28 protein-coding genes and 3 pseudogenes are annotated in these 26,531 nt (G+C 34.1%); 7 read left to right on the top strand and 24 right to left on the bottom strand.

Going from position 1 to position 26,531, the window contains the following annotated elements; all coding sequences use genetic code 11:
* Window positions 1-163 precede the first annotated feature (163 nt).
* Together rsgA and Q9B79_RS17170 are read right to left on the bottom strand one after the other, a co-directional pair.
* Window positions 164-1,213: a ribosome small subunit-dependent GTPase A gene (gene rsgA, locus Q9B79_RS17175; RefSeq protein ID WP_306186143.1), complete on the bottom strand. Its 1,050-nt coding sequence runs from the start codon at window positions 1,211-1,213 to the stop codon at window positions 164-166.
* Window positions 1,214-1,395: 182 nt separating this feature from the next.
* Complete coding sequence (locus tag Q9B79_RS17170) at window positions 1,396-1,923, bottom strand: DinB family protein (RefSeq protein ID WP_306186141.1); 528 nt, start codon at window positions 1,921-1,923, stop codon at window positions 1,396-1,398.
* 197 nt (window positions 1,924-2,120) lie between these two features.
* On the opposite strand from Q9B79_RS17170, the gene Q9B79_RS17165 reads away from it, so the two are divergent.
* The gene (locus Q9B79_RS17165; RefSeq protein ID WP_306186139.1) at window positions 2,121-2,468 is read left to right on the top strand and encodes a DUF4257 domain-containing protein; all 348 of its coding nucleotides are present in this window, start codon (window positions 2,121-2,123) and stop codon (window positions 2,466-2,468) included.
* A gap of 84 nt (window positions 2,469-2,552) precedes the next feature.
* Complete coding sequence (locus Q9B79_RS17160) at window positions 2,553-2,777, top strand: hypothetical protein (RefSeq protein ID WP_000162606.1); 225 nt, start codon at window positions 2,553-2,555, stop codon at window positions 2,775-2,777.
* A gap of 45 nt (window positions 2,778-2,822) precedes the next feature.
* On the opposite strand, the pseudogene Q9B79_RS17155 reads toward Q9B79_RS17160, so the two are convergent.
* The 3 genes and pseudogenes from Q9B79_RS17155 to Q9B79_RS17145 form a co-directional block, all read right to left on the bottom strand.
* Window positions 2,823-3,024 (bottom strand): annotated as a pseudogene (locus Q9B79_RS17155) (hypothetical protein).
* 48 nt (window positions 3,025-3,072) lie between these two features.
* Window positions 3,073-4,248 (bottom strand): MFS transporter, encoded by a 1,176-nt coding sequence (locus Q9B79_RS17150; protein ID WP_306186137.1) that lies wholly within the window; start codon window positions 4,246-4,248, stop codon window positions 3,073-3,075.
* 136 nt (window positions 4,249-4,384) lie between these two features.
* The gene (locus Q9B79_RS17145) at window positions 4,385-5,320 is read right to left on the bottom strand and encodes an aldo/keto reductase (RefSeq protein WP_306186135.1); all 936 of its coding nucleotides are present in this window, start codon (window positions 5,318-5,320) and stop codon (window positions 4,385-4,387) included.
* A gap of 107 nt (window positions 5,321-5,427) precedes the next feature.
* Here Q9B79_RS17145 and Q9B79_RS17140 point away from each other — a divergent pair, with 107 nt between their 5' ends.
* Window positions 5,428-5,736: an ArsR/SmtB family transcription factor gene (locus Q9B79_RS17140; RefSeq protein WP_001259913.1), complete on the top strand. Its 309-nt coding sequence runs from the start codon at window positions 5,428-5,430 to the stop codon at window positions 5,734-5,736.
* Window positions 5,737-5,775: 39 nt separating this feature from the next.
* Here the strand turns inward: Q9B79_RS17140 and Q9B79_RS17135 are convergent, their stop codons facing one another.
* The 3 genes from Q9B79_RS17135 to Q9B79_RS17125 form a co-directional block, all read right to left on the bottom strand.
* A complete protein-coding gene (locus Q9B79_RS17135) occupies window positions 5,776-6,726 on the bottom strand; it encodes a serine protease (RefSeq protein ID WP_306186133.1) in 951 nt (316 codons plus the stop codon).
* 259 nt (window positions 6,727-6,985) lie between these two features.
* A complete protein-coding gene (locus Q9B79_RS17130) occupies window positions 6,986-7,273 on the bottom strand; it encodes an AbrB/MazE/SpoVT family DNA-binding domain-containing protein (RefSeq protein WP_000648329.1) in 288 nt (95 codons plus the stop codon).
* Between the two features lie 115 nt (window positions 7,274-7,388).
* Entirely contained in the window at window positions 7,389-9,269 is a 1,881-nt protein-coding gene (locus Q9B79_RS17125) for an ABC transporter permease (RefSeq protein WP_306186130.1), read from the bottom strand.
* 264 nt (window positions 9,270-9,533) lie between these two features.
* Between Q9B79_RS17125 and nadE the strand changes: the two genes are divergently transcribed.
* Window positions 9,534-10,352 carry an ammonia-dependent NAD(+) synthetase gene (gene nadE, locus Q9B79_RS17120; protein WP_306186128.1) on the top strand — a complete coding sequence of 273 codons (819 nt, stop codon included), beginning with the start codon at window positions 9,534-9,536 and terminating at the stop codon, window positions 10,350-10,352.
* A gap of 48 nt (window positions 10,353-10,400) precedes the next feature.
* Here the strand turns inward: nadE and Q9B79_RS17115 are convergent, their stop codons facing one another.
* The 4 genes from Q9B79_RS17115 to Q9B79_RS17100 form a co-directional block, all read right to left on the bottom strand.
* A complete protein-coding gene (locus Q9B79_RS17115) occupies window positions 10,401-10,862 on the bottom strand; it encodes an NUDIX hydrolase (protein ID WP_306186125.1) in 462 nt (153 codons plus the stop codon).
* Between the two features lie 31 nt (window positions 10,863-10,893).
* On the bottom strand, window positions 10,894-11,091 hold the full coding sequence (locus Q9B79_RS17110; protein WP_263703884.1) for a DUF4083 domain-containing protein: 198 nt from the start codon (window positions 11,089-11,091) through the stop codon (window positions 10,894-10,896).
* A gap of 105 nt (window positions 11,092-11,196) precedes the next feature.
* Window positions 11,197-12,357, bottom strand: coding sequence for a transglutaminase domain-containing protein (locus Q9B79_RS17105; RefSeq protein ID WP_306186120.1), 1,161 nt, complete (start codon window positions 12,355-12,357; stop codon window positions 11,197-11,199).
* A 145-nt stretch (window positions 12,358-12,502) separates the two neighbouring features.
* Entirely contained in the window at window positions 12,503-13,255 is a 753-nt protein-coding gene (locus Q9B79_RS17100) for a YwqG family protein (RefSeq protein WP_306186119.1), read from the bottom strand.
* 225 nt (window positions 13,256-13,480) lie between these two features.
* On the opposite strand from Q9B79_RS17100, the gene Q9B79_RS17095 reads away from it, so the two are divergent.
* Window positions 13,481-13,648 (top strand): YjcZ family sporulation protein, encoded by a 168-nt coding sequence (locus Q9B79_RS17095; protein WP_140969419.1) that lies wholly within the window; start codon window positions 13,481-13,483, stop codon window positions 13,646-13,648.
* A 90-nt stretch (window positions 13,649-13,738) separates the two neighbouring features.
* Window positions 13,739-14,704 (top strand): patatin-like phospholipase family protein, encoded by a 966-nt coding sequence (locus tag Q9B79_RS17090; protein ID WP_306186116.1) that lies wholly within the window; start codon window positions 13,739-13,741, stop codon window positions 14,702-14,704.
* Between the two features lie 105 nt (window positions 14,705-14,809).
* On the opposite strand, the gene Q9B79_RS17085 is transcribed toward Q9B79_RS17090, so the two are convergent.
* A complete protein-coding gene (locus Q9B79_RS17085) occupies window positions 14,810-14,977 on the bottom strand; it encodes a DUF3933 family protein (protein WP_000816383.1) in 168 nt (55 codons plus the stop codon).
* Window positions 14,978-14,989: 12 nt separating this feature from the next.
* Entirely contained in the window at window positions 14,990-16,435 is a 1,446-nt protein-coding gene (locus Q9B79_RS17080) for an aminotransferase-like domain-containing protein (protein WP_306186115.1), read from the bottom strand.
* A 115-nt stretch (window positions 16,436-16,550) separates the two neighbouring features.
* On the opposite strand from Q9B79_RS17080, the gene Q9B79_RS17075 reads away from it, so the two are divergent.
* Window positions 16,551-17,165 carry a LysE/ArgO family amino acid transporter gene (locus Q9B79_RS17075; RefSeq protein WP_306186113.1) on the top strand — a complete coding sequence of 205 codons (615 nt, stop codon included), beginning with the start codon at window positions 16,551-16,553 and terminating at the stop codon, window positions 17,163-17,165.
* A 53-nt stretch (window positions 17,166-17,218) separates the two neighbouring features.
* Here Q9B79_RS17075 and bcbE read toward each other — a convergent pair whose 3' ends face one another.
* The 10 genes and pseudogenes from bcbE to Q9B79_RS17025 form a co-directional block, all read right to left on the bottom strand.
* A complete protein-coding gene (gene bcbE, locus Q9B79_RS17070; RefSeq protein WP_306186197.1) occupies window positions 17,219-18,448 on the bottom strand; it encodes a bacillibactin exporter BcbE in 1,230 nt (409 codons plus the stop codon).
* 236 nt (window positions 18,449-18,684) lie between these two features.
* Window positions 18,685-18,891, bottom strand: a complete 207-nt coding sequence (locus tag Q9B79_RS17065; RefSeq protein ID WP_000113545.1) for an alpha/beta-type small acid-soluble spore protein — start codon at window positions 18,889-18,891, stop codon at window positions 18,685-18,687.
* Between the two features lie 125 nt (window positions 18,892-19,016).
* Window positions 19,017-19,115, bottom strand: a pseudogene (locus tag Q9B79_RS17060) (sugar phosphate isomerase/epimerase family protein); the annotation flags it as partial.
* Window positions 19,116-19,157: 42 nt separating this feature from the next.
* Window positions 19,158-19,682 carry a GNAT family N-acetyltransferase gene (locus tag Q9B79_RS17055; RefSeq protein WP_306186109.1) on the bottom strand — a complete coding sequence of 175 codons (525 nt, stop codon included), beginning with the start codon at window positions 19,680-19,682 and terminating at the stop codon, window positions 19,158-19,160.
* A gap of 95 nt (window positions 19,683-19,777) precedes the next feature.
* A complete protein-coding gene (locus Q9B79_RS17050) occupies window positions 19,778-20,458 on the bottom strand; it encodes an MgtC/SapB family protein (RefSeq protein WP_000119508.1) in 681 nt (226 codons plus the stop codon).
* Between the two features lie 158 nt (window positions 20,459-20,616).
* Window positions 20,617-21,273, bottom strand: a complete 657-nt coding sequence (locus Q9B79_RS17045; protein WP_306186107.1) for a YkyA family protein — start codon at window positions 21,271-21,273, stop codon at window positions 20,617-20,619.
* 14 nt (window positions 21,274-21,287) lie between these two features.
* The gene (locus Q9B79_RS17040) at window positions 21,288-22,109 is read right to left on the bottom strand and encodes a peptidoglycan-N-acetylglucosamine deacetylase (RefSeq protein WP_306186105.1); all 822 of its coding nucleotides are present in this window, start codon (window positions 22,107-22,109) and stop codon (window positions 21,288-21,290) included.
* Window positions 22,110-22,209: 100 nt separating this feature from the next.
* A pseudogene (locus Q9B79_RS17035) lies at window positions 22,210-22,668 on the bottom strand (sensor histidine kinase); the annotation flags it as partial.
* A 200-nt stretch (window positions 22,669-22,868) separates the two neighbouring features.
* On the bottom strand, window positions 22,869-23,873 hold the full coding sequence (locus Q9B79_RS17030) for an LCP family protein (RefSeq protein ID WP_306186102.1): 1,005 nt from the start codon (window positions 23,871-23,873) through the stop codon (window positions 22,869-22,871).
* A 310-nt stretch (window positions 23,874-24,183) separates the two neighbouring features.
* Window positions 24,184-26,490, bottom strand: coding sequence for a glycoside hydrolase (locus Q9B79_RS17025; protein WP_306186100.1), 2,307 nt, complete (start codon window positions 26,488-26,490; stop codon window positions 24,184-24,186).
* Window positions 26,491-26,531 lie beyond the last annotated feature (41 nt).

The raw sequence follows: 26,531 nt of genomic DNA, 5'->3' as shown, positions 1-26,531 counted from the left end.
GAATTATAAATATTTCCCAATCCTTAATTATTATTTTCATAACCTATTATGATGAATACTTTGTAAAGTTTAAACAATTAAATTCTATTTGTCTATATATTTGAATAATATTATTATAAAATTTACAAATACAAAAAGCCAAAGGGAACCACCCTTTGGCTTTTCACATTTTTTTATGCTGTTTAGAAATCTTTTTCCACTTATCACGCTCTGCCCTTGCAAGAATAGCATCTTGTTTTCTCATAAAATACGCTAGTTCTCTTTGTAATTTTTTATAGCTTTGCAAACGATTTATCGTAATAATTCCGTTATCAATTGCACTATGCACTGCGCACCCTGGCTCATTTTCATGCTTACAGTCCCTAAAACGGCACGTTTTTGCTAGTTCCTCAATATCAGAAAATGTCGTTTGAATTGCATCGCTTCCTTCCCAAAGCTGTAGCTCCCTCATACCCGGCGTATCAATAACTAAACTACCACTCGGTAATCGGAACAATTCACGATGAGTTGTCGTATGCCTTCCTTTACTATCTTCCTCACGTATATCTCCCGTTTTTGCTACTTCAATCCCTATGAGTGCATTTAACAAAGTGGATTTTCCAACCCCCGATGACCCGACTAAAGCAATTGTTTTTCCTGAAGAAACAAATTGTTGCAACGATTCAATACCAGTATGCTCTAAACTATCAACGATGAAAATCGGAACACCAATTGCCACAGCTTCCGTTTCTACAATTTTCTGTTCTACATCTTCACATAAGCTACTCTTTGTTAAAACAATAACAGGCATTGCACCACTTTCATACGCTAGTAGTAAATAGCGCTCTATTCTTCTTACGTTAAAATCATGGTTAAGTGCATTCACTAAAAATAGATAATCTACATTTGCTGCTATTACTTGTTCTTCCGTTCGAGTACCAGCCTCTTGTCTAGAAAAAGAACTTCTTCTAGGAAAAATACGATGAATAATTGCTTTCTTTTCATTCTCTATTTTCTTTATATACACCCAATCACCAACCGCTGGATAATCACCCTTCGTTACTGCTTCATGCCGAAACTTACCAGACAGCTCTGCCATATATTCACCATCATTACAAATAATTCGATACATATGCTTATGTTCAAGTAAAATACGCCCTACTTCAAAGTTCTCTACAGCTTGTTCCTCAAAAAAAGAATCCCAGCCGAACGATTCTAAAATATTTTGATTCAAATTGATATCCTCCCTAGTTTAAGCTAAGTGGAAGGATCGTGCGCTAACTTATACAGTCTCGCCCTTTCCATCCACCTTTGTATTTGATTTATTATTCATATAAGTTATTTTCGCCATAATACATCACCCCGTTCTCATTTTAATTACTCTCATTATATGGAATATTCATTTAAAAAGCTACTTTATTTAACGTAATTTTCAAATAATTTATTTTTCATCATTCTAATTTGCCCACGGTGATTAATCTCATCTTCTAGCACATGAAACCACAGATAGTGCTGGTTATACGCTACATCGTTAGGCCACTTTCTTTCTGACATAAGCCATTCATCATCTTGTTCACTCAAATACTTCAGAGATTCTTCTCGAACACTTTGCAGAAGTTGTACATAATACTGTATGTCATGACCACAAATTGTTCTCCCTGCTTCCCCTAAATACAGTGCGTCTTCCCATATTTCTAATTCTTCTTTTGTAAAGTCGCACTCTTGAAATGAAATAAGTTGATGAGCTTTTTCTATAGCTGCTATATGTTTTAATAACGCTCCGATGGAATTTCCTCCACTCGGCATAATTAAGTCTAATTGCTCAACTGATAGATCTTTTATCTCCTGTAATGTTACAGCCCTCTTATGCTCCAGCATGCTTACTAATTCCCCTATATTTTTTGTATAACCATCCACACTTCTTATTCGGTAATCTATATTCATATCACGCATCCCTTTCTACATTCATATTAAGGAATAACTGCTTCATATAATAGACTCATATATATCAGATTTTTCTGTTATAATTAAATTGAATATAGAAAAAAAACCAAACAAACTTTCTCAATATGCTTCTATGAAATATTAAAAGGAATCAATATAAAATAATCGAATCTTATTCACTAAAAGGAGTGGATTCGATGGAAATGTATCAATGGATAACTGCTGTTCTCGTTGGTGGCATTACCGGTTTCGTTTCCCATCTAATCAATAACCAAGGTAAGTTATTGCTTCCACGCCGTTTGAAAACTTTTTTTCACTTTGGGTTTTTGACTGATATTTTCACTGGTAGCTTAGCTGCAATTCTTGGACTCGTTCTATTCGATGTCACCTTAATAAAAGAAATTATAAAAGTATCCATTGTGACTGCTATTTCCGGTCAGACTTTCTTACTACACCAAGCGCTCGGTGGTGAGCAGGCTAAAAACACACAAATTGGGAAAGCTGATGAGAAGATTCAAGAAATTGACAAATTATTACGACGTTAGTCTATACTTTTTTTAAAAATTATTGCTATAATAAACAATAAATATTTTCTATTGCGTCGTTTGTCGGAAGAAAGGGTGTTTCGTATGACAAAAAAGAAAATAGAAGATTTCTTAACAAACACTGAAAAAGAGGAACTGCTAGAAAACTATAAATGTTTACGAGAAGCCCGCACAAAAAGCGAAGCTAACTATTTTGGTGAAGCAGTAAACCATCTATTAAATAAAGCAAAACAACGAATTATTAAAGATGCAGGCATACATGATGAAAATGCAGCAACTGTTCAATCAAAAAGAAAAGCGCTGTTTTAGTTCATTGGCTAAAACAGTGCTTTTTATTACGGTATTTTTTCACATCTATTTCACATCTTTTTCACAAATATAAGTAGTCCGATATGCTAAACTAAATATATCCTTTTCTAAGGAACTATATGCCGATATATAAATCCCTATCTTTATAGGGATTTTTTATTTTTGGATTCCTCATAACTTTGTTACAATACATTACTTCTACTATTTCTATACTTTTAGTAACCACTGTAATGAAAAGTATATTCATGTATGCACACTCTTATTTATTATGGTATACGCAATATTCATACAAGCTTTATGATGCAATTCCTGTTTCACTATTTTCAGTAAGTTTTTCACTTTTCCTAAACAAAAATAAAGCTACAACATATAGTAACGCAGTAAAACTACCTATAAGTATAAAATTGTGAGATGCTGCAAATAACATTCCTGCTATTGCCGCTCCAATCATTTGACCAATATACATAGAAGCATTCGCAAGCGCGGCTCCTGTTCCTCTTGCTACACTAGACATGTTTTGTAAGTGCCTCATCATTAATACAAACAAAATTCCTGTCACAAAAAATATAACAAAGAATAATAATTCCACAAATATAATGTTCTTTACATGAGGAAGTAATACATATAGCACTGCTGTAAATATAATTCCACCATAGAAAGAAAGGTTATAACTAATTTTATTTACGATTCTAGGGCCAAAAATATTACCGGTTAAATTTCCTAATCCTAATACGAACATAGCTGTACCTACTTCATGAACTTGCAAGCCAAATTGAATGGAAAGCCATACACCAAAAAATGAAAATGCAGCAAAATTACCAGTTTGAAAAACAAAATATGCAAAATAAGAAAGTGAAACCTTTGAATCTGCAAGTAATTGTTTATAGCGCTTTAAGATGTTTGTTTTACTTTCACCTATATGAACAGGTTGTATTTCTGGTAATACTACATAAATAAGAATGACAAGTAATGCTGATAATACACCAATGACGAAGAATGGTGTTGTATAGTGTATCATTGCCAAATACGATCCAACTGGCAATCCTAAAATTTGAGAGATTGCTAACCCTGCTGTTGCAATTCCAAATGCCTTTGCAATTTGTTTCTTCTCTACAAGGACTGAAATAGATGCCCACACTTGTGGAGATACAAAGGCTGCACTTACACCTGCTAAAAATCTAAATGCTAGCATCCATAGAAAACTCGGTGCCATTCCACATAAAAACGTACTTAATGCAAAAAAACTCATTCCTATTACCATCACTTTTTTTCTGTTTAAGCCATCTGATATAGGACCAGCAATAAGCGCAAATCCAGCGTATCCTAAAGCATATGAACTCACCATCCATCCTGATAACTCAGTTGAAACATGATACACCTGTTGTAATGTCGGTAAAAGTGGTGAAATTAAGAAAGTATCTGTACCTATCATAAACATGATCGTAAAGAATATAACTAGTACTCTTTTCATTTATACCTTCTCCTTTTATATAAAGTGAAACTTTAATCAACCCTCACCTAACTTCTTTGCTTCCGCTAAATTTTGAGGTGGGGGTCTTACTGCCCGTTAATGCGGGATAAAAAGAGGGAAGTACCCCTCTTCTCAACTAATCTTCTAAAATAGATGCAATCTCTTTCATAATCTTTTCATTCAATGAAACTTCCACCGCTCTTACACTTTCTCTTATTTGCCACGCTCGTTTCCCACCAGGAATAACAGTATCAATTCCTTTTTTGTTTAATAGCCACGCTAAAGCTAAATGCGATAGTTCGACACTCTCTTCTTTAGCTAAGCCTTTTAACTTCTCAACTTTTTGAAAGTTACTCTTATATGTATTTTCTTCAAATAAACTTACACTTTGACGCCAATCGCCTTCGTTTAATTTAAAATCTTCTGTATATTTTCCACCTAGTATCCCAAAGGCAAGAGGCCCGTACGGTATAAATGAAATACCTGATTCTATACAATACGGTAAAAGTTCTTCCCCAGCAGCACGATCTAACATATTATACGGTGATTGTACAACATCTATGTGTCCGTGCTGATTCGCTTCTTTTAATTGCTCTACGTTTACGTTAGATATTCCAATTGAACGAATTTTCCCTTCTTCTTTTAGGCGAGTAAGTTCTCCAATTGAATCTATGTAACTTGTTTCTGGGTTTGTAAAATGTAAATAATATAAATCAATATAATCAGTTTGTAATCTTCTTAAGCTATTTTCTACAGCATTTCTTAAATAGCTTGGTTCATTATTCATATAAACCTCTCCATTTAATAACGGTTGTATTCCACCTTTGGTAGCAAGTACAACTTCATGACGTTTTCCTTTCAATACTTCTCCCACCAATTCCTCTGATCTACCGAAACCGTATGAATCTGCTGAATCAAAAAATGTAATCCCTTGCCCCATAGCTTCTTCTATTAATCGTTTTCCTTCTTCCTCATTCACATCAGCATATAAATTATGTCCCCCTACAGCGTTTGTTCCTAACCCCAATTTTGAAATATGTAGTCCTGCCTTTTGCAATTTTGTATACTTCATTTTTTCTCCCCCTATATTTCTATTGTTCGAATATATTCGAACAATAGAAATATACCACTTTATATGTTATAGTGCAAATATATTAACTTATACAAGCAGGTGAAAAAATGCGTACTCTCTATCATCCAAACCGAGAAGAAATTCAATTCTCTTCTGTTCTATATGCACTTAGCGATCAAATTCGTTTACAAATTGTAACTATGCTACTAGAGAAACATGAACAATCTTGTGGTGCGTTAAACATTCCCATTGCGAAATCAACTTTATCTCACCATTTCAAGGTTTTACGTGAATCAGGTGTTATGTATACACGTCTTGAAGGAACACAGCGTTTCATTTCAATTCGTGAAGATGACTTACATGCTAGATTCCCCGGTTTATTAGACGTCGTATTACATGCGACAGAACCATACTAAAAAACATCTCATAAAATTATGAGATGTTTTTTGTATTTTCTATTCTTTTAATAAATCTAATAATCCATTCCCTTCAGATGTACGTTCATAGCCTAAAGGTACAGTTCTTTTAATAAGTTGTGCATATATTTCTGGCTCTGATAATTTTCTACCATATTCTCTCTCACACTGCTTAATAAGCAATGCGAGCGCTCCAGCCACATGCGGTGTCGCCATAGAAGTACCACTTAATACCGCATATTTCCCTTCAGGATACGTAGATAATATTTCATCGCCTGGCGCCACTAAGTCAATTTCTTGATTTGAATTACTAAAACATGCGATTTTCCGTTCTAAATTGACAGCGCCGACTTCAATTACTTCTGAGTATGCACCTGGGAAATCTAGTTCCTCCGTGTTATCATCACAATCTCCATTATTCCCAGCAGCACATACGACGAGAACATCTTGCTTTACCGCGTTTTGAATTGCTTCATGTAATTCCGGAACGTCCTGCGGGCCACCAAGTGACATTGATATAACTCTAACTCTTTCTTTATTAGGCCCTCTCCAATTTACAGCATAATGAATCGCCTCAATAATTTGCTCATAACTTCCAGACCCATCTCCCGCTAAAACCTTTAACACTAACATTTTAGCAAGAGGTGCGACTCCTAAAACACCGACACCATTTTCAGTCGCTGCAATTGTCCCCGCTACATGAGTACCGTGTCCGTTATTATCAAGATAAATATTTGGATCTCCTTCATAATCTTTCGTGAAATTTCTTCCGCCAATAATGCGATCCTTTAAATCTATATGATTCATATCACACCCTGTATCTAATACGGCAACGATAATATCTTTTCCTTTCGCACTCTTCTCCCATACTTGCGGAGCATGAATGAGTTGTACACCTGGTGGAATTTCATTTACTTGTTCAACCACCTTTTCGACTGTAAAAGGAATCAATTGTATACCTTTTTGTTTATTCGCTGTACTACTATTCATCGTAATCCCTCCTGAAAATAAATTATTTTCATTTCAGACCACTTTTGAAAATGCTTACATGTAAAATTCGTCTTGTTCGTTTCGTATTCCTCCCTTAAAAATATTTCTCAATACAGCTTTCTAATTTTATACTACTCTTTTATTTATCTCGTAATTTTTAGACACAAAAAATTACGAGATAAATAAAAGGACCAATTTAATGGTCCTTTTATAGTTTTTAAAGAATGATATGAAATTTTAAAAATAATTTAAATTAAGACTAAGCCTCACTCTTATTTAAAAACTTCTCTATTTCTTTTATGAGATGTTTCGCTCCATCTATACTAACAGTAATGTTTCCATTTGCTAATGATATGTTTTGATTTGAAACATCACCTGTTATTTGACAAGCATTGTAAGGTTGATATTTTTGTAAAATGACTTTGTCTTCTTCTACGAAAATTTCAAGTGGTGATTTGATTTGTATCCCCAATACATCGCGTAATTCTTTAGGAATAACAATTCGTCCTAATTCGTCTACTTTTCGAATAACTCCTGTTGCTTTCATATTACTTCCCCCTTACTTTCTATTATTTTTTCCACCTCGCTCTTTCCATTTTATCACTTTTTGGTAATACTTGTCTCTTTTTAGAAAATTTTGTACTCAAGTTAAAAAAACACAGTTAACGAATACGTAATCTCTCTTTCAATTGTTTTAAATAACGGGATCTTATCAGTAAAAAGTAACCAAATTGAATTCCTACGAAAATACTTAATACAATCGCATTTTCTTTAAATAGTGAGTACTCAAACATCTGTCCCAAAGCAGTTAACGCTATTGCTCCATGTAATGTTGCAACACCTATTGGAACGAAGAATAATAGTGCTAATCGAATTGTAACTACTTTCGATAATTCTCCGCGCGTTAAACCTACTTTTCGAATCATTTCAAATAAACGAGTATCATCCTCTAAATCAGAAAACAAACGGAAGTAAAGGAAGCTTCCTGCACATACGAAAAATACTATACCAATAAAGAAACCTACAAATAGAATCGGACCTGCGATTTGTAAACTTTGGTTTTGTTCATACTCTTCTGCACTAAACGTTGCATGTTCTTCATAAGGCTTCATCTGATGCGTTAGTTCTTTACCAACCTCAATTTCATCTTTCTTTCCTTCTGTTTTGTACACATAATCATTTTCCTCTTTAAATCCATCTTGTAATGCATCATACTGATTGTTAGAGATTACATAAATGTTACCTCTTATTATTTTACTTAATGAAGAAGTATTAACTTTTTTCACTTTTAATCGTTCATTCAAATGCGGTAACGTAATTTCTTTTCTTTCTTTCATCGGTGGTCCTGGTATATCAACTGTCAAAAATAAAACTTCTTTTTTTGATACCGCATGAAAGGGTTCTCCTGTTAACTTCGCATATTCCTTATAGTCTGATTCCTTTATAAACGTGGCGCTTCTTAACGACTGCTCCTCCGTTTTCTTCGTTGAAATATTAGTTTTTGAAGCTGCTATACTATGTTTCTTTAACCCTTCGTCAATCATCTTCAAATGCTGTGATTCATTACTATTTCCTTGCTTAGAATGATAGTGAAACGCAATTGGTCTCTCCATAATCGCCTTTGTCATTGATGTAAAGCCAACTAATGTACCTATTGCTGAAAATGCTACAGTTGAAATGATGGTTACAATAAAGAACATTCTTGCGTTATCTCTCATACGGTAAGCTAAATCTGACAAAGTGATAATATTTGTCTGTGTCCAATAGAAACGTTTACTTTTTTTACACAGTCTAATAATAAAGACACTCAACTGCTTGTACAGCAAATACGTACCAATAGTGACTACCGTTGTAACAGGAATCATCATGACAAATACCATTGCCCCGTGCGACATAAGTGCTCCTGCATATCCCGCACTAAGCAATATAACCGCTAATATAGAAGAAATAATGGATGCTTTCGGTTCCGGCTTCGCTTCTGCTGATCCTCTAAACAATTTCATGATTTTATTTTTTCGAATCATTCCTGCACTAAACAATGAAATAATCATAAATAATACGAAAAACATAATACTCGTTACAACAATGGCTTTCATTGGTATGTAATAAGCTAAAGAAATATCTAATTTTAATATCATCGGAGCTACAAATAGTAATACTCCGGAAAATAGCATTCCAGCAAGTATCCCAAAAATAATAGAACCTATTCCAATCATAATATTTTCAAAGAAAATAAGACGCTTTAATTGATATTTCGTCATACCTAGCATCATTAAAATTCCTAATTCACGCTTTCTCGTTTTTAAAAACATTCCCATCGAATATAAAATAAAGAAAAATGTAAATAAGTAAATAATGGACTGTGCAAAAGACATACTTACGAATACGTATCGTCCCAATTTCCCAGCACTTAATGCCGGATGAAACGCAAAAAATGAATAAACAAAAAAGGCCATAATGGCAAATGCGCTACTTAAAAAATATGCTGAGTATGTTCGTCTATTTCGCGTTACATTCCGGTATGCGAGTTCTCTAATGTTCATATTCCTTCTCCGCCCTTCTACTAACTATATTCTTATATTAGTAAAGTACGCAAATACCTTCCATCGATTCAAATGACAAAAACCTTACATTATTGAAAGGTTTCAAAAAAATTGCTTAAATGAAACAGTTTCATTATAATGACTACATTCATACGCGCATCCTATTGTATATTCGTTAGTTTTGCGAAATAATAAAGGATAGAAGTATGTACCAATATACATATAAACTTATTTACCGCTTTAATATGAAAAGGAGGAAACATAATGACATTACAAGAACAGATTATGAAAGCATTACACGTTCAGCCTGTAATTGATCCGAAAGCAGAAATCCGTAGACGTGTTGATTTCTTAAAAGATTATGTAAAAAAAACAGGTGCGAAAGGATTTGTACTTGGCATTAGTGGCGGGCAAGACTCTACATTAGCTGGACGTTTAGCTCAACTTGCAGTGGAGGAAATTCGTAATGAAGGTGGTAACGCAACGTTTATCGCTGTGCGACTTCCTTATAAAGTGCAAAAGGACGAAGACGATGCACAATTAGCATTACAATTCATTCAAGCTGATCAATCTGTTGCATTTGATATCGCGTCAACAGTTGATACTTTCTCAAATCAATACGAAAACTTATTAGGTGAATCATTAACAGATTTCAATAAAGGTAACGTGAAAGCACGTATCCGTATGGTTACGCAGTACGCAATCGGTGGACAAAAAGGGCTACTTGTTATCGGAACAGATCACGCTGCAGAAGCTGTTACAGGATTCTTTACAAAATTCGGAGATGGTGGTGCAGACCTTTTACCATTAACGGGATTAACAAAACGTCAAGGACGTGCCTTATTACAAGAATTAGGTGCGGATGAGCGACTTTACTTAAAAATGCCAACAGCTGATTTATTAGATGAAAAACCAGGTCAAGCTGATGAAACAGAATTAGGTATTACGTACGATCAACTTGATGACTATTTAGAAGGTAAAGCAGTTCCAGCTGACGTTGCAGAAAAAATTGAAAAACGTTACGCAGTGAGCGAACATAAAAGACAAGTTCCAGCATCTATGTTTGATGATTGGTGGAAGTAAGTAAAACACAAAAAAGAAGCTAATCTCATTTAGCTTCTTTTTTATATGTTAACGATATACCCCTACTCTTTTCTCCAATAAATCTTGCAGGCAATCTTCATGCTGTTTACAAAATAACGGTGGCATGTCGTTTAACGGGAAAAACTTCAAATCCAACGTTTCATCACCATCTACTTTTTTGTCGCCTCCAACTATTGAGAATGAAAAAAACATCGTAATTGACTGTGCCTTGTCTCCATTTGGATATGATTGAAAATATTTTGTATACACTCCAATAAGCTCATTTATTTCTACATCATACCCGGTTTCTTCTTTTATTTCTCGAATTGCAGTTTCTGCAGCCGATTCTCCTATCTCCATTGCGCCACCTGGAAAGCCCCAAGCGTTAAAGTCTCCTCTTTTTTGCAGTAATACTTCTCCTTCTTTATTAAATACACAACCACCAGCAAAGTTTAAGAAAACATAATCATGCCCTACTTTTTCACGTAATTCTTTTATATAATTGGCCATTCTCTTTCCCCATTTCATACTTCTTCTATCGCTATTTCTTATCTTTTTCAAGCAATTCAATCATTCGATCTAGCTTCTGGTTCATATTAATCACGTGGTGTTTCTTTGCAGCACTGCTTTGTAATACTCTTCTAATAAACAAAGTAAATGATATGAAAAACAAAACGATAAGTCCAATTACTAAACAAGTATATATCAATGTAAATATATTGCTTTCGAACAAGTTCATTCCGCATTCACATCCTTATCCTTTTATTTTATCACATAATTCTTAACATTAAAAAGTAATCGATAAATAAAAAAAGCATCTTTTACAGATGCTTTTTCCCATTGCTTAATACGTAAACGTAATTGTAGCTAATGAATAACCCGCCAATGCACTATAAGGCGCTACTTGATAAGACACACGCTTTGCACCTTTTGGCCAATTTATTTCATTTAATACTTTCTTTATATCTTGCATCGTCCCATCCATGGACTGTTTATATCGCACTTCTACTTTTTCTGGTTTAGCTGCAAACTGTTGCTGTAACTTTTTCTTAAATTCATTATAATTTTCTGCTCCGTATTCTGCAGATAAGTATTGTAAATTTGTTTCTTTTAACATCTGCTCATATACGACAGTTTTTGAGCTACCAGCTTTTATTTTATTTGTTAATTCACCGAAATAACTTGTAGTTGCCGCTGGATATTTGCTACGATCCCAATCGTGATCTTTACTTAACTGCTCGTCAGACATATTAAAATATGAATATGTTACACGTCCAGCTTTATCTGGTACTGGATCATCGAATGTCGTATCAAGGTGGTACCATTTGTTTTCAATGTTTACTAAATTCCATGCGTGGGCTTGTCCATTTCCTGTACCTGTTACAATATGGTTTTGGATACCCGCTTCTTTTAGTAATTCATATGTTAATAACGTATATCCTTGGCAAACGGCAGAACGATTCGCTAACGCTTCATATGCTGTATATGCTCCATAAGATGTATCATACGATACATGTTTTACAACGTAATCATGAATAGCTTTTACTTTCTCATGCTCATCCATTCCTGGTTTTACAATCGAGCCTATAATCGCTTTCGCCTGAGATTTTACATATTGTGTTTGCTCTTTTGATTCACGGTACTTAACTTGCAGTGTAAACGTATAGTTTCCTGGTAACCCTTTAATAGAATATCTAGTAGACGCTACATTATATTTTACATACTCATCTGCATCTACAACTTTATTAAACTCGCCGTACAATTGGTCCATCACATTTCTAGCATTTCTATCTTTTGTTTTATATGTGATTGTAATATTTTCTTCTCGATTATCAACCTGTTTTTTTAATTCTTTCCTAAAATCATTTAACAACTTTGCATCTGATTGTGATGTCGCTACAGTTGAATTCGTAGCTGCATAAGATACAGATGAAGCCTGTAAGCCTCCCATTACTATCGTTGAACAAAGTGCGGCAGCTGTCACATACTTACTTGTCTTTCCCATCATGTCACTCCTTACATTCTATAACTATACGAAAAAGTATCGTATAGTTTCAGAGTATACAATACTTTTTCGTATAGGTCATATGAGATTATGCATATTTAACATTGTAAAAAGGCTGTTCTTTTTATAAGAACAACCTTCTCCCTTAACAAGTTTGTAATATACAACATGCATTTTCAAAACGTCGATTTTTCAAGTCTTCATTTCCAATGCAGAAATAAAGCATCCCTAAATCTCCCCACATCATATTACAATTTTTAGTATCTGAATCAATTTGGAATAAAAGCGTCATTTGCTGCGGGTCTATTTCCATATACTGTCCAGTTTCGTACAATACCTCATCTTGTACAGAAAATGGCTCACCAAATATTTGATGGTTATCGTAGTTATCTGGAATTAACTCTTCAAGCAATTGTAAGAATCGATCTGAATCAGCCTCATCTTCAATGAAGAGCTCTGGCAATTTATATGTCAATTCAAAAGTAGTTGCACACTCGTTATAATTCGTTTGCAATTCATCTGCTCTCCGTAATTGCTCAACAGGAACATCATAATAAAGCACACGTCCCGCTTCGGTCGGATTCACATCTTCTTCAAAGTAATTTTCAACGCTAAAGAAATATAACATCCCTGTCCTAGGGAGATCGTGATCTATACTAACATTTTGTAAATCATTTAAATTAAATTGAGCGATAAACTGTAACGGATTTCCTTTATGCGTTGGGTATTCAAATGTAGCTGGTAAGTCAGGAATCCCTCCCATTTTCGAACTACCTATCGCTACTGTTTCTGCCTGCTTTGGCACAACTTTTATACAAGGAAATACAGTATTCATAAGTTCCTCTTTTAAATGTGTGAGCCCATATTTATCAATTAATACTTCAATTTGTTTATTCATACATTCTCCTTATATTTACATACTTATTTGTATCATCGCACAAAAAATTATACTCCATTCTTTATAAAAACAACAAGCCTCCAAAAAAACGGGCTCTTCCTTCATACGCGAACAAGTTTAAAAAAGCATAGTATACATTGTTCCTACAAACACGATAGTTCATTATTTCTTCCAGTACATTTTCCCCTCGTTCATTTTTATCTTTAATATAAGGAGGAATTCCACATGGGTTACGGATATAGTTGCGGCGGTTACGGTTACGGTGGTAGTTGTGGCGGTTACGGCGGTAGTTGCGGTGGATGTGGTTATGGAGGTTTCGCTTTATTAATCGTTTTATTTATCCTTCTAATCATCATCGGAGCTAGCTGTTGGGGCGGCTTTGTAGGCTGCTAGTAAATTTAAAAACTATTGTAAAAAAGCACGTACAATACGTGCTTTTTTACAATAGTTTTTAAATGTTTTATGTGAAAGGAAGTATGATGGATGAAGATTGATGGTGTTTTTGAAGGAGGCGGTGTACGCGGAATTGCGCATGTAGGGGCAATTTGCGCGTTAGCTGAAAAGGGCTATGAATGGGAGCGTGTAGCTGGAACATCAGCTGGTTCCATTATCGCCGCGCTCCTAGCAGCAGGCTATTCTTGCTCAGAGTTAAAAACAATTATAACTGACATTGATTATAATAAATTTACGAAGAAAACCTTTATTGACAGAATCCCATTTATCGGAAAAGGATTAAGCGCATGGACTACTCTTGGTATTTACTCTAATATTTTTATAGAAGAATGGATTGAAGAATTACTGCGAAAAAAAGGAGTTCACTTATTTACAGATTTACCTGATTTAAATAAGCTTAAAATTATTGCTTCTGATATAAGTAATGGTAAAATGGTTATCTTTCCCGATGACTTACCAAACTACGGATTTTTAAATTATCGCTTCTCTATTGCTAAAGCTGTAAGAATGAGTAGTACCATCCCCTTCTTTTTTGAGCCCGTAAAATGGAGAACCCCTAAATGGAAGCAACCTTGTTATATGGTTGATGGAGGAATTTTAAGCAATTATCCAATTTGGATTTTCGACTCTCCTACCTCTCCCCGCTGGCCCACTTTTGGGTTTCATTTCGTAAAAGATGAGATTCAAGCTGACCCAGCCCACTACAACGAGCCTATCTCTATGTTCAAAGGACTTTTTAAAACAATGATGCAAGCCCATGATTTACGTCATTTAGACAAGGAATCAAAAGCAAGAACAATTACAATTCCAACAGAGGCCATTACTAGTACAAACTTCGACTTAACAAAGGAAGAAAAAGAGTGGCTATACAATTCTGGTTATAATGCCGCAAATAAGTTTTTACAATCGTGGAACTTCAGACAATATATTAATGACTATAGAAACGGAAATCAGGATCGAAAATCAAATCGTTATTTCCGTCAACTTGACTCATAATATTATTACTTTTCATACAAGAACACGTAACGCTTTCAAAAAAATAAGCCTAGTAATAATATATTACTAGGCTTATTTACTTTCTGCATCATTATTATATGATGTTTAAGGATACGTTAACCCTTCTGCTTCCTCTGCAGTAATAACGGTGTATCGATTTCCCGTTCGTAATCCTAACAATTCTGCTTTTTCAATTGCTTCCTGCTTCGTCTCCGCATAAGCAGCTAAATATTTTTCTCCATTAATAATTTGACAAATGACATATTGTTTCATTACTTTCTCCTCTTACTTTTTCATTAGTTGTGCAAGTTTTTTAATACCTATTTCAATTTCTTCTAACGTTGCGTATGAATAGGATAGACGCAAATATTGCTTTGCACTTCTATCATACAAAGTACCTGGATTTAATAAAATCTTTTCTTTCAAAGCTTTGTCAAATACGCTACGATTTGAAACGGGTATATTCATATGTAACCAAATATAAAAACCGCCTGCCGGTTCATACCAAGTTGCTATATCATGACAATATTTCTCTAACATTTGCAACATAAAATCTCTGCGTTTTTTCAACTTAGTTCTTACAAACTGTAAATGTTCATCATACAATCCATTTGTAAACCATTCCGCTGCAATTTGCTGAGATATAGAACTCGATCCATAATCTGTTTGCATTTTTATGTCTGCCAATCTTTGAATGACTGGCTCAGATCCAACAATCCATCCAATTCTTAAACCTGGACTAATGACTTTAGACATACTCCCAATATGTAGTACAATTCCGTTTTTATCATATGCTTTTAAAGGCTTTGAAACAGGCTCATCAAACCATAAGTCTTGATATACTGCGTCCTCTATAATAGGCAATCCAATTGCATTACATATTTCCATCACTTCTGTTCGTTTCTTCTCATTCATACTAAAGTTCGTCGGATTATGAAAAGACGGGATTGTATATAAAATAGATGCATTAAATTGCTTCTTATATTTCGTAATATATGATGCATGTAAACCATTCTCATCCATTGGTATACCAATTAATCGCATTCCTGCTGATTGAAAAACATTAAGAGAATATAAATAAGATGGTTTTTCTAATAAAATAGATGCCCCTTTTGGTAGAAGCCCCATAGAAATAAGTTGCAACGCTTGAATTGCTCCTGAAACAATTAATATAGAATCAGCAGTTACATATACACCATGTCCTTTTAAATAGTCCGCAATTTTCTTCCTTAAATAGAAATTTCCTTTCGGTTCTTCATAACTAAGTATCATGTTCGATTTTAAAAGCTTATTCATAATATTTTTCATCTTTTTTTCAGGTAAAAGACTTGGCGCAAGTTCACCTGTTCCTAAACGAATTACGTGTGGATAAAATTCAGCTTGATTTATTTCTTGAATAGCAGGCAGATTCGGATAATGAAGTCCTGTTTCTACATAAGACTGCCAATTAGGCGGGGGTGCGTAAATTGAAGTATTCTCATTATTCTTTACAACAATTGTTCCTTTCCTGCCATTCCCTTCAATGTATCCCTTTGCCACTAGCTCATCGAAAGCCATTACAATTGTACTCCGATTCACACCAAATGTATGTGCCAAATCTCTTTGTGAGGGTAATTTCGTTCCAACAGTCCATTCTCCATTAACGATTCTTTCTTTTATATACGCTTCTATTTGTTTATACAGAGGTGTCGCTAGAGACATATTCGGTTTCCAAAAAGATCTTTCCATCATATCACCTTATATTCTTTTTGGTTGGTAACCTCCCCAACCATATGGATGGATACAAATTTTCATTTCTTCTATACAATATACACTATCATAATGAATTAAAATAGGAGGTAATATGATGAGTGAAGCAATTATTCATGGTATCATTCTTGCATTTGGTCTTATCATTCCATTAGGTGTTCAAAATGTTTTCGTCTTTAACCAAGGTGCGAGCCAACCAAACATTTGGAGGGCAGCCCCTGTCGTATTAACTGCCTCTATATGTGATACGTTACTTATATTAATTGCGGTGCAAGGTGTTTCCCTTGTACTCCTTACTTTTTCTTGGCTAACTAACTCGTTATATATAATTGGATTTTTCTTTCTCCTATACATGGGCTTTATTATTTGGAGAAGTAACCCTTCCAACGATGTAAAACAAGAAAAAAGTATGCCCTTAAAAAAGCAAATTCTTTTTGCCGCATCAGTTTCTTTATTAAATCCACATGCAATTTTAGATACAATCGGTGTAATTGGAACAAATTCTATTCAATACATCGGAAGCGAAAAATGGGCTTTCACACTGGCGACTATTATCGTTTCATGGATTTGGTTTGTAAGCTTAGCTTTAGCGGGGAAATTTCTAAAAAGACTAGACTCAACCGGAAAGACAATCGTATTATTAAATAAATTTTCTGGCCTCATCATATGGGGTGTCGCACTTTATATGTTAAAACAAGTTATTTATTCTTAGTGAACGAAAGAGAATTGCATGTTACTGAAAACATCATGCAATTCTCTTTCAAATTATGAAGTAGGTTCCGGTTTTTGTTTTACGTTCTTTGCATCTTTTGCTGGTTTAATCCAAATGATCGCTATAACAGCACCGATAGCAGCGAAAATACTTGTTACATAAAACACTTCATGGTCAGTACCTTTCATGAAAAAAGAGTATAGAGGTGGTCCAGCTGCTACACCGATAAATCGCATAGAACTATAAAATGACGTAACCGTCCCCCTTTGCTCCTTTTCAATCCCTTGTGTAATGAGAGCATCTAAACACGGGAGTGCCATACCAATTCCTACCCCCATAATAACGAGACAAAGAAGTAGTAAATAAATCCCTTTTATAAATAAAGGAATGATAACTGATGCAGCAGCCATTAAAAAACCAATATAAATACACTTCTTCATCACATTTTGATTATCTCCAATTTTTTTACCAGCCATATATGAACTAAGTGACAGTACAAGTAACGGAATCGCAAGTACACACCCTTTCCATATACCATGAATGTCATACTTTGATTCCAGTATAGTCGACAGATAAAAGAGAATTCCGAATAAAATAAGCATAATAATTGCACCTAATGCAAAAATGGCAATCAACCATCTTCCCTTTTCTCGAAACGTAGCGACAATAGATTTGATAAACTCTTTAAGTGGCGGTACTTCTCCTTCTTCTTTCTTTGCCTTTACTAGAACGAGTAATAAAACAATTGATATTACGCATAAAATTGGAATCGCCCAAAATGGTAAGAACCATACAATGGCAGCAAGAGCAGATCCTAAAATAGGGCTCAGCACTTTTCCAAACGTATTGGATGTTTCGATGATTCCTAAACCTGTGCTAACTTGTTTTTCATCTTTGTATAAATCACCAACACACGGTATAACAACTGGCATCGCACCAGCAGCACCAATACCTTGAATCGCTCTACCGATCAATATCCAAGTGTAGGGATTATCAACTTTCCAAGATACCCAACCAGTTATTGCTCCTCCTATAGCCGCAATCAGCAAACTCGGAACCATTACCATCTTTCGTCCCCATCTATCTGATAAATAACCAGCAATCGGTATAAGTAAAATGGCTACAATAGAATAAATTGTAATAATCATGGATACTTGAAATGATGAAATATGTAATTTCTTTTCAATAGTCGGCAGTATTGGAATAAGCATTGAATTCCCTAACGTCATAACAAGTGGAACTGATGCAAGCGCAATTAAACAACAGTTTTCTTTTTTTAACATGTTGACTTCGGAACCTTTCATCATATATTTCTTACCATATAATAGCCCTGCTGGAACGTGATTTTTCATTCCACCAGGGCTATTACATCTTTACTACTTCCCATTCACAACAAAAGAAATTGGGGAAAATATAGTACTATTCCTATTCTTTGAATCCTGTTCGCAATATATCCATACCAATTAATTGAAAAAAAAAGAAAGGAAGAATCCTTCCTTTCTCCTATAACCTTCTACAATTAGCGAGTATATCCGCCACCAAGTTGTTGTTCTGCCATCGCTACAAGGCGTTTTGTAATTTCACCGCCTACAGAACCGTTTGCACGTGAAGAAGTATCAGCGCCAAGTTGTACACCAAACTCTTGTGCAATTTCATATTTCATTTGATCTAAAGCCGCTTGTGCTCCATGTGATGCTAATTGATTAGAATTACGATTTCTAGCCATTACCAATCACCTCCTTATTTATATATAAATTGTGTTAAATTTTAATTTAAATACATGGTAATTTTTGGTTATTTTTTACACAAAAAAAGAGTCTCTACAATGAGAGACTCTTACATCATTTTATATTAAGAAGTTACTACTTCTAAATTTCTATTTGCTAATACTTTCATTTTTTCTTTTAATATACCTTTCGCATTATGTCCAAACCGTTCGAGTGAAACAAAAGAGTTATACCTTAATTGGTATAACTCTTTCAAATCTATAGTTTACATAATAATATTATTTATATCCCTCCAACAATACGCTGTCTCTTCTACTTGTACTCGCTCTAAAAATTTTGTATCAATTTTTTCTGGATTAAATTTTTCATAAAACTTTTTAGAAGGATTATTCGTGACAACCCATACTAAAAGTGATTGCATATCATTGTTTATACATTCCGATAGTAAAGCTTGAAATAACTTTTGTCCTATTTTCATTCCTTGATACTCTTGTAAAAGGTAAATCGCATATAATTCTCCATCACAATTATATGTACCAGTTCTTTCTGCTCCTCCATCGATGAATCCAACTATTTCTCCATTTAACGTTTCTGCTACAAATCTATATTGGTATTTATCTTCTCGTTGAAAAATATTTTCCCATTGTTTTTCCCGTTGCTCATATGTTATATTTTTTAAAATTTCGTCTGGAAATATCCCTTTATACGTTGTTTTCCAGCTATCAGCATGTACTTTTGCTATACCTGGTATATCATCTTTTATCGCTCTTCTAATATGTATTTCCATCATTTCTCCCCCTTGTTATTCACCATTATATCAATTTCTTTCCTTAAAAATCCAAATTAAAAAAGAGTGAATTTTCACTTCACTCTTTTTTATCACTATTATCTACTTTCCACTTCAACTGAAACTACTCGATCAATCTCTTTTAGGGAACTATATAACTCCGTCGTATACAAGTCTTCTGGAGCTAAAATAACCATCTCCAGTTGCTGAAATGCTCCACTATCTATATCTTTAATTTTCACACGTTTCACATGCATACCTAAATTTTTAATTTGCTTAAATATACCGTCTAACTCATGATGCTCTTTTACAGTAATTTTTATAGATAAATCCTTTTGTCTTAATGAATACGGACCTGCAATTTTCACAAGTTGCGGAAGTACGTTAATCGCTAAAATGATTAAAATCATAGCAACAGTCGCTTGTAAATAAAAGCCCGCTCCAATTGCTATACCTAAAGCTGAAGCAGCCCATACCATAGAAGCTGTCGTTAATCCAGAAATAACATCATTACTTCTTCGTAATATAACACCTGCTCCAAGAAAACCAATCCCGCTCACAATTTGAGCAGCTAAACGCATTGGATCCATATTTGTATGCCCTGGAACAGAATATACATGTACGGATTCAATTGAAACCATCGTAATTAAACAACTTGCTACAGAAATAACCATACTTGTTTTCACGCCAAGCGGTTTATTCTTTAGCTGCCTATCTATCCCGATGAATAATCCTAAAAAGAGTGCTAAACCTAATTTGAGTAAAAATTCATATGACATATTTCCATTCTCCTTACTTGACAATGTTTCCCTTAGAATAATTCACTATAACTCTTTTATGATATCAATTCCAGTCTTTTCTATTCATTTAACATAAAAAACCGAAAAAACATTTGTGATGATGTTTCCCCGGCTTTTATTACGATTAAGATTCTTCTTTATTTCTGATCTTTAATCTTAATCTCTGCATCTTTGTAGAATGCTAATTTACTGTCATTATACTCTTTTGTAAAATTGTTAAATTGCTCTTTTGATTTTTGTGCTTCCACAGTTAATTCATTAACAACTTTAACTTTTTCACCAATCTCTTTTAATTTCGTTTCTTTTACTTTTAACTTTTCATACAGTTCTTTTTCAGTCGCTAACGCCTTCATATAATTTTCATTCATCTTTTGGAATGCATCATAGCGGTTTTTATACGACTCTTCTACTGCTTTCGCTTGTTTTTGTAACTTCTTATCTTCAAGCTTCTCTATATTTCCTTGAATGGATTTCGTTTCTTTCTGCGCTTTTTCTAGCATTTCTTTCTCATTTTTCAATACTTTTTCACGTTCATCTACATTTGCAGTAGCTTGCTCTATTTTCTTTATAACAGCGTCATTATGATCTTTACCTTCTTGTAAAATTTGAGAATATAGTTCTTGACCTTCCTTCTCTAACTTCTCTAATTTCTTCGCTTCATCAACTAATGACTTTTCTTGTGTCGCCGCTGTTTCAAAAGCTGTATATAGATTTTCTTCTGGTTTTTCACCGAAACAACCTGTTAATAGTCCTACTGATAGTGCTCCAACTACTGCTACTTTTCCATACTTCAACGTTCATTCCTCCATTACATACGGTTATCATGCCAGAAATTCACTGAGAAGTGACTCTCTTCATGATAAGCTTCAAACTCATAACCCTTTTCTTTTAACCCTTTTAAAATTGCTGGTACAGCAGCAACTGATTGTGGGTGAATGTCATGCATTAAAATGACTTCTTGTGGTTTTGTTGCATTTGTTATTACATTTTGAGCAATTTGTGCCGCAGCTGCATCAACTTGCATTTTGTTATATTTCCAGTCTAATGAATCAATTGTCCAATCCCACACTTTAAAACCGCCCTCTACCACTTTATTTCGAAGACCTTCATTTAAACCAGGCATCGAACCGTATGGCGGACGTGTTAATTTAGGTGATTTTCCAATAATATTTGCGATTAAACTTTGATCCTCTTTCATCTCATTTACATACTCGCCATTTTTATATAACTTTGCAAAATTATGTGTCATACTATGCATCCCTACATAATGACCCTCTGCATTTTCACGTTTTACTAAATCCGGAAATTCTTTTACATTCGCTCCAATTAAAAAGAACGTTGCCTTCGCATCATGCTGTTTTAACATATTTAACAATTCAGCTGTATATTTCCCTGGACCATCATCAAATGTAAGATAAGCAACTTTTCTTTCTTTCCCATTAAAACGACTTGGTGCCGTTTTATTCATTTCTACTTTCGGTTGTTCACTTGCAAGCTGTACTACGTTTTCTTGTTTTGCAACAGCCTTTGCTGGTGAAGTAATGGATTGAAACATGAAATACCCAATAGCTACTGCTGCAATCGCTATTAAAACGACCACTACTCGTTTAATTTTTAAAGCTTTTTCCATTCTATCGAATTCCTCTCCCTATTAATCTTATATATAAATCACCCAATATAATTATATATCTATTTATTTCATTGCTCTACATAAACAGACTTCATATGTATTATAACGGGAGTTTTATCAAAATGATGGTTCCTATTCCTTCTTTACTTATAATACGAATTGTACCTCCATGAAGCATTACCATTTTTTAACGATAGTTAAGACTGGCACCTGTAGCTTGGTTATTAATCTGGTAAAACAACTGTTCTATATATGGTAAATGCTCTGTAGCAATTCCAATCCCTTTGTCTTTCACTTTTATTACTGCTTGTCCTTCTTTTTTAGTCGCTTCAATATATACTTTACCATTTTCATGTGAATATTTAATGGCATTTTAAACAATATTCAAGAAAATTTGCTTTAGCCTATTTTGATCTCCCATCAATTCAATTCGTTTTATAGTTTTGATGAATTGCATTTGCTTCTCTTCAGCATTAGGAGTTAATTGCCAAATCGTCTCCTCTAGTATATCGTATAATTGCACCTTTTGTTTATACAAATTGAAATGATTTAAGTATAAGTTTTCTAAAATAAAATGAAACTTTAATCAGCCCTCACCAATCGGACTTTTAGGGGCAGCCCGACCCCCGCCTAAATTCTTTGCTTTCGTTGAATTTTGAGGTGGGGGTCTTACTGCCCATTAAAATGGGATAAAAAATCGTTACAGGAAAGTTACAAATCCATCTCGATAAAAAAAGATTGGCCAAGGCCAATCTTTTTTTATCCTTCATTTCGAACTGGCTTTGGTGATACACCTAAATGCTCATTTAATTTTTTCGAAATATCTTTAACATTTTTTTCATTTGGAATGTAATAATAAATACCTCCGATACGTTTATCCGTACCTTCTACTTGCATTTTTTCCATTTCCAAATTAGATCCTGCCATATTTTTTGTAATAGCAAGCATATCATCAAAAGTTAAGTTCGTTTTCATATTTTTATCAACCGCATCAAGTAAAGAGCCCATTTTGCTAATAGATTGAACAGACATCGCTTTTTTAGCAATTGCTTCTATTACAAGTTGCTGTCTTTGACCACGCATTGCATCACTGTCAATTTTACGCGTTCTTGCAAGCGCAAGTGCTTGTTCTCCATTTAAATGTTGGTAGCCTTTCTCTAAATGAATCATACCTGCTTGGTCTTTACTATCTTGTTCAGTGAAAGTAACTGGTACATCAATATCAATACCACCAAGTGAATCGACGATTTGTACGAATGATTCAAAGTTAAACTTCACATAATAATCAACAGGAACATTTAAAAATCTTTCCACCGTATCTCGTGTACTTTCAACACCACCAAATACGTGTGCATGTGTAATTTTATCTAATTTCTTTCTAGATGGAATGTATACACGTGAATCACGTGGAATACTTACTAATTTAACTGATTTATCATCTTTATTAATTGTTGCTAATAAGAGTGCATCTGTACGAACAGCTTCACCATATTGGCTTTTACGCATTTCGCTGCCGTCTACACCCATAATTAAAATAGAAATGTTATCCTTTAAAGGCTCAACTTCTTTATCTCGTTTTGATGATTTATCAATTTGTGCATACGCATCACTTACAACAGCTTTTGCTTTATTATATATTAATGATCCATATCCTACTCCTCCAAAAATAAGTAGGAAAAATGGAATTAAAATGAACCATTTTATTGACTTTCTTTTAGAACGTTTTTTACTGCTTCTCGTATTTTGTTCTAATTCAGAGCTCATTTTCATTCGCCTCTCTTTCTCTTTCCCTAGTATAATGTATGTCTAGCAATCTTCATATTGAATTTCCTTTCAATCACCTTACATTTTTGTAAGGTTACATGATAAATCCAATATGTACTCCATTTCACATTATACTCTCGTGCTTATTTTTGGCAAGTCACTATTTTCTAACTTTAAATATTTAGCATTTCGTGGTGTCCGAAATTACCGATTTATAAATTCATTCATTTCGAATCGTTCGATTCCCCCCCTAAAAAGTTAGCAAAATTAGTAATGCCATCTGTATGAATATAGTAATGTACATTTCATATTATTTTTTCTCAAACGGTATATACATTGTTTTTTTTCCATGATTATTAATGAAAGCGGATTTTGCTTTTATTTTCGTCTTTTCTATTTCTATTTCTTCATTCGAGAAATTCACAATAATTTTAATATATTTTCCATAAGAAGCAGATTGAACTAACTTATCTTCTGACAAATACGCAAAGTTCGTCATTTCTTCTTTTACTGCCTTTTCATGAACATCATTCCAAACTTTCAGGTGCTGCGTAATTTCTTGTTTATGCTTATTCCACTCTACTTCATCTAAGTGGTACAACGGAGGAACATTATACAATAATTCGTATAGCATACGATTCCCGACCTCATCTTTTACTTTCAAACTTCCCCACTCCCAGTGGTGCGTTGTAATCACAGAATCATTATATACTAATTTATATAATGGTACTGAATATACAGGGTTTAAATACACTTGTTTATATTCTTCTTTTAACGGTACTTGTTTTGCATATTTTTCTGCAACATTTTGATTCGGTGACCAATATCCCCCCACATAATACGGACTTGTTTTGTTTTTCCTCATATCTTCATCGTCCCATTTAATTACAGGCGTTTCAATGCCATGAGCAAATGCAATCGTGCTACTTGCAAAATCATTTCCACCCTCAGAGCCCACTACCATACCTTTTTCTTGTGCAATATAATCCATTCGTTGCAGTCTTGCTTTTAAATCTTGTTCTTGGGTCGTTATATGTTTAGCCGAATAGTCATCGTAAATTTCTCCTGTTGCATCACAATCAATAAACCATGAATTATATTTAGGTCCATTTTGTAATATATCGTTCATTCGCTCTTTTACACTAGGAAGAGATAAAGTTGGATTTAACTTTCGTCCTCTACCTAAAAACCCTTGCACCTTTTCTCCATTTTTCTTCGTCACAGTTGCCTCTTCATATAACGATGGATCCTGAAAAGAAGCTGTATTCCAATTTTTATCAGCCTTTTCGTGAATAGAATGGTAAGAATCATACGGACCAACTAAATATCCCATTTTTTTAACTTCTGTCACGAAATTAGGCTGCATATAGCCTTGTTCCCAGTTTGGTAACCCAATCCACGCCTTGTCTATTCCTGCTGCTTTCATTTCCTTTATAATATCCGTTCCATCTGCGTTCCCCCACTTACTTACTTCTTCGATCGCATCACCGAGCTCCGACTTTAATATATGCTTATTTAAGTTATATAACTCCATCTTCGATAAGTGATCCACGCCTCTCTTTAATAACTCACTAGCCTTTTGATCTACTTTTTGGAAAATATCCTCTTTATACAATTCCTTCATTGATAATACTTCATTTACATAGCGCAAAATAACATTTTTTTGGTACTTATCAATGAAATCTTGTTTACTTACTTGCTCAAATACATTCAATTCCCCAGGCTCCGAACTATTCTTTTGAATAAGTTCTTTTATATGGCTAAATACAGGACTATTTATTTGCTCTCTTATCTTCGGCCAATTTACATTACTGTCAGACAAACCATTTTGATTCCAAAAATAAAAATGAGCCGCACCATAAAGTTTTTCAATCTCTTTATTTTTTCTAGCCTTTTCTTGTAATGTTTTAAATTCACTTTTTCCAGCAATATTATCCTTATACAGTTTAGCAATACTGACTACATCATTATTTGTCACATATAATTGAAATCCATATGTTTTATTTTTATTTATACTCGGGAATTCATGTATAAAATCAAATCCTATTTTCGGATCCGAATGAAATTTCAATTCATTATTAAACATATTGTTCGCGATATATACAATGGAATATTTCGAACCATTTAACGCAAAAAACTTCATAGAAAATGATTCAGCGAATGAATATGCATCATCCTTTAAAAACTTCTTCCAATTTTCATCATTACTCGGAATTTTCTTCCCTTCCCATAACGGAAGTGTATAATTTTCAGCTTGTACTTTCGGCCATGTGAAGCTTTCTGCACCCATTGATTCCACTTCAATATTTAAGTGATCTTTCTTCTTTTCTACATTCACTTTTATTTTTTGATTTGGATATTCCCAAGATGTACGCCCTTTGTCTTTTTTTACATTCGATACCTTCATTTTCGGTAACGGCTGTGACGCCTGTTCCTTTACACCATCATGTTCTACAGTTAACGTGAAAGTCTCTGGATTTACATCATAAGTAAACTCTTTATACGTCGCTTTCTTTATTTTAGATTCTTGTACAGTATTGTTACCTTTTACATCACACCCAACTAATGTCGAAAATGACATAGTTGTAAGCAGACATATCGCTATCATTTTTTTCATCTTCTGCACCTCCACCACTGAATATACAGAGGCTTTGTTAC

It is taken from the genome of Bacillus sp. MHSD_36 (assembly GCF_030757775.1).
In the GTDB taxonomy this organism is placed as follows: Bacteria; Bacillota; Bacilli; order Bacillales; family Bacillaceae_G; genus Bacillus_A.
This window is presented reverse-complemented; position numbering and strand designations above follow the sequence as displayed.